Origin of the sequence: Rhodopirellula sp. JB055 (genome assembly GCF_043100905.1) — a bacterium.
GTDB lineage: Bacteria > Planctomycetota > Planctomycetia > Pirellulales > Pirellulaceae > Rhodopirellula.
Map to the genome: position 1 here is coordinate 1 of NZ_JBICHO010000367.1, position 4780 is coordinate 4780.

At 58.0% G+C, this 4780-nt stretch carries 3 protein-coding genes; 2 read left to right on the top strand and 1 reads right to left on the bottom strand.

From position 1 onward, the window contains the following. Nucleotides 1-424: 424 nt before the first annotated feature. Nucleotides 425-1423: a zinc-dependent peptidase gene (locus ACF8AM_RS14710; RefSeq protein WP_392556360.1), complete on the bottom strand. Its 999-nt coding sequence runs from the start codon at nt 1421-1423 to the stop codon at nt 425-427. 164 nt (nt 1424-1587) lie between these two features. On the opposite strand from ACF8AM_RS14710, the gene ACF8AM_RS14715 reads away from it, so the two are divergent. Together ACF8AM_RS14715 and ACF8AM_RS14720 are read left to right on the top strand one after the other, a co-directional pair. Beyond that, on the top strand, nt 1588-2781 hold the full coding sequence (locus ACF8AM_RS14715; RefSeq protein ID WP_392556361.1) for an amino acid aminotransferase: 1194 nt from the start codon (nt 1588-1590) through the stop codon (nt 2779-2781). A gap of 79 nt (nt 2782-2860) precedes the next feature. Then, nucleotides 2861-4780, top strand: a 1920-nt coding sequence (locus tag ACF8AM_RS14720) for a peptide ABC transporter substrate-binding protein (RefSeq protein ID WP_392556362.1), incomplete at its 3' end; no start/stop codon positions are given.

Genomic DNA, 4780 nt, shown 5'->3' on the forward strand with positions numbered 1-4780 from the left:
TTACCCGCGGGCTCCCTCCCGTTTCGTTGGGACCCGGCGGGGGCCACCACCCCCCCGCCCCCCCCCCCCCCCCCCCCCCGCCAAAGCACCAACCCCCGGTGGCCCCGGGCCTACGAATGACGAACGCCGCTGACGACTCAATGTGAGCAATGGCCTGGCAGCCACGTCGGAACAAAAATAGCCCCAGAGTCAGCGTCAATCCGCTCGCTTCACGCCGCTCGACGACGGCGACCAAACACGCAAACATTGGAGGGCAAATCTTCGACTCTGCTGACAATTCAGCATCCCTCCGGGAAATCATCCAACGTAGGCCTGGTACCACCTGGCGACCTCGCCGATGCTTGGGAATAAAGCGAGGCGTCCTTGAATGCCCTTGCGAGTGCGGTGCCTGTCGACGAAGAACGATCGCCAGGTGGAACCTGGCCTACGGTTTGGCGGGCAAGCCTCGCATGGTCTTACGGCGGCAGCAGTGTTTGAACTTATCGCCGCTGCCGCAGGGGCATGGATCATTGCGGCGAACTTTCCCGCGGCGTTTGCGACGACCTCGAAACAAACGCTTGGGATCTTGGTGATACATCTTTCGAAGCATCGCGTAGAGCTTCGGATTCTTCGCTTGCAACTGAGCGGGCTTTTCAAAGAAGTATTCCGACAGCACGGCGAAGTACTCCGCCTCATTCGTGTACGCGTAATCGTCGATCCCTGAACGCGTTCCTTCCGACTGCAATTCCTCGCCCACCCATTTCACCCAGGGTTCGGTCACATCCGCGGAAGCTGACACGGGAATCCCATCGACCTCACCGTCGGCTTTGTCGACCAAGTGAGCGAACTCATGAATGCCGACGTTGCGTTTGTCGCCTGAATTGGAAAACCCAGCCAGCAATGACGGCTTGGACAAAATCATCACCCCACTGAGATGATTCACGCCGATCATCCCGAGCGTGTTTTTGTCGCCATCCCCTTCGGTTTGGTAATCCGCACCAAACGATCCCGGATAGATCAGCACTTCGCCCAATCCTGAATACTCGAAGTCCTCCAGCCCCATGATTGGGATCACCGCGCTGGCACCGACCAGAGCTCGCGTCGTTTCATCGACCTCGGTGCGGATCCCTGTGACGGCGACCTCGTCCAGAAAGATCTTCATGCGGTTGCGGAATCCCTCGCGTTGGCCTTCGTCGAGCATGCGGTAGTAGACGACATGCGTTTGCAACGCGGCTTCCCAAACGTCAGGGAACGGCGAGGCCATGACTTTCAATCGACGCACCGTTTGCCGTCGCAGCCACCAATGAGCCACCCCCACCAGAGGCAATGCGACCAGAGCCCAAGGCTGCACGATCGCAATGCCCCCGATCAGCAAAGCCAAGGAAACGGAGACACCAACCGCCCAGCGACGATTGGCTTGATCAGATTCTGGAGAAACAAGCATGGGAGGTAGCATAGAGTGCCGGGAGTCCAGAACCGAGTGGCGGAGAACTGGCAACTCACAACTCTCGCGTGTAGGCGAAATCGGGGCTGGGAGTTATTCTCGTGACTCCGTCGGCCCGACGTGACGCCGACACCCGCCTCCCTCACTCAGACTTCGGTTTCCCCGTGCACCGATTCGACTCCATTTCCATTGCTCCACCCGACGCCATTTTGGGTTTGACCGAAGCGTTCAAAGCCGATGAACGCGAAACCAAGATGAATCTGTCGGTTGGCGTTTACCAAGACGCTTCCGGCACCACGCCCGTGCTTCGCTGTGTCAAAGAGGCCGAAAAACGGCTTTTGGAAACCGAATCGACCAAGGGTTACCTCTCGATCGATGGGCTGCCGGACTATCGCGAAGCCGCCCGGAAATTGATTTTCGGCGATCAAATCGCGCCTGAGCGAGTGGCGGCCGTTCAGACCCCGGGCGGGACAGGCGCCCTCCGTGTGGCCGCGGAATTCCTAGCAACTCAGTGCGGACCGCTGCGGATTTTCTTGCCCACGCCGACCTGGGCCAACCACAACGCGATCATGGCTGCGGCCGGGTTGCCCGTGGAAACGTATTCCTACCTGGCATCGGACAAAAAGACGCTGGACTTCGACGCATTGATCGAAGACCTGAAATCGAAAACCAAGGCTGGCGACGCGGTCCTGTTGCACGCTTGTTGTCACAATCCAACCGGAGTCGACCCAACACCGCAACAATGGGAACAAATCGCCAGCGTCGTGGCGGAAAAGAAACTGATCCCGCTGTTGGACTTCGCCTACCAAGGCTTTGGCGAAGGACTCAACGAAGACGCGGAGGGAGTTCGAACGGTGCTGCGTCACGTCGACGAAGCCATCGTGTGCTCGTCGTTCAGCAAGAACTTTGGCTTGTACAGCGAGCGAGTCGGAACAGCGTGCTTGGTGTCTGGATCAGCCGACACGACCAAGGCCGCTCTCAGCCAACTCAAACGAGTCGTCCGGGCCAACTACAGCAACCCACCCCGCCACGGCGGTGCAATCGTGGCCACTGTGCTGGCCGACGCAGGACTGACTCAAATGTGGCACGAAGAACTCGCTGAAATGCGAACTCGGATCGCTTCGCTGCGAAAACAATTTGTCGATGGAATGGCCGCCACAGGCGTCGATGAGGACTTCTCATTCCTGCTGAATCAGAAAGGCATGTTCTCATTCAGCGGTTTGTCACCGATGCAAGTTGACCAATTGCGCAGTGAACATGGCGTGTATTTGGTGGGCAGTGGCAGAATCAACGTCGCTGGCATGAATGAGTCGCGGATGGAATGGTTGTGCAACGCAGTGGCGTCCGTATTGCGATAGACTACCCAAAGTTTGTCCAATGCATCGAAGACGAAACATGTAGCCGTTGCCCTGTTTCCCTCCCTCCTGATTTTCCGCCATGCCTTTGGAACTTCGTCGAGCGTTTATGGTTTTGGCTGCCATCGTGGTGATGGTGTCCCTGATCTGGGCGTCTCGATTTGATGCGATGCCGCCGGCTGATTTCAGCTTTCAGAACGGCACCGATCCCAAAACGCTCGACCCGCACCGAGCGACCGGCCAACCCGAGAGCCGGATCCTGTTCAACATCTTCACAGGATTGCTGGAAGAGTTGCCCGAAGGCGATCCCGATCCGGAAACCGGCGTCCAGCCAATGACGCCGCAACCGGGCATCGCGAAGTCTTACGAAGTCTCGCCGGACAACATGACTTACACGTTCCACTTGCGGGACGATGTGACTTGGAGCGACGGGGTGCCAATCACCTCGGCGGACTTCGTTTGGTCCTGGACGCGAATGCTGCATCCAGAAACCGCGTGCGAATACAACTTTCAACTCTTTGGCGTTCAAAACGCCGAAGCCTACGCAACCGGCGAAGTCCAACCTGGAGACAAAGTCGAAGTTGAATTGTGGGACCGTCCGGGTGAAACCATCAACAGCGAACCGGCACCGCAAACATTCCCCCGTGGCACGATCGTTCACGGCACCCTGAAGGCGCTGGAGAAACCGCCCCAGCCCAACCTCCCGGACGACGCCTCGAAAGAGGAAAAATCCAAGGCCACTGCGGATTGGCAATCCGAATGGCTGTACACCGTCGACCTGGCCCGCAAAGACGGCGACGAAATCCTCTGGGACGACGTCACGGAAACGGTCACCTACACCAAGAACTTGCAAACGCCCCTGGCCAAGGAAGACACGCAGCGAGCCCACAATGTGCTGGTCGCGTTCGACCAACTTGGCGGCGTCGAAGCTCCCGACCCAAACACGTTGATCGTGCACCTGCATGATCCGCTTCCGTATTTTCCAAACCTGACCGCTTACTACCCGTTGTTCCCGGTGCCTCGTCACTGCATCGAAGAACATGGCAAACCGATGTGGACGCGGCCCGAAAACATCGTCACCTGCGGCCCCTACAAGGTCGGCTTGCGGAAACTCCGTGACCGCGTTCGCTTGGTCAAAGACGAACGTTGGTACGACGCCGACACGGTTGGAATCGAATCGATCGATGCTCTTTCCATCGAAAGCCAAAACACGGCTCTCAACATGTACGAAACCGGTGAACTGGATTGGGTCACCGACCCGCCCGTCACCCTGATCGAAGAACTCAAGAAACGCGAGGACTATCATGCCGCGCCGTACCTGTCGGTGTACTACTACGAACTGAACACCAAACGTCCGCCACTGAATGACGTGCGAGTTCGCAAAGCTCTGTCGATGGCGATCAATCGCGAACAAATCGTCCGTGAAGTCACCAAGGCGGGCCAACAACCTGCCTTTGCATTGGTGCCGCCTGGGATCGCCGGCTACACGCCCGCCCAAGGCAACCGCGGGTCACTCGAAGAAGCCAAGCAACTGCTCGCCGAAGCGGGCTATCCCGGCGGGCGAGGATTCCCCAAGTTCACGATCCTTTACAACACCAGCGAGAGTCATAGGGCGATCGCAGAAGTCATCCAGCAAAAGTGGCAGAACAAACTCAACATCAAAGCTGACCTCCAGAACATGGAATGGGGCAGCTTCCTGGATAAACGCCAGCAACAGAAGTACGACATCTCTCGAGCCGCCTGGAACGGCGACTACCCCGATCCCAACACGTTCCTGGACCTGTTCCTCAGCAAGAGCCCGCAGAACAACACCGCTTGGGACAACCCACGCTACGACGAGTTGCTCTCTCTCGCGGCATCCGAATCCGACAAAGTCAAACGCATGGAATTGCTGGCCGAAGCCGAATCGATTTGGGCCGACGAGTTGCCCGCCATCCCCATCTATTACTACGTCGGGTTGAACATCATCAAACCCAACGTCTCCGGTTTGTTCCCGACGCCG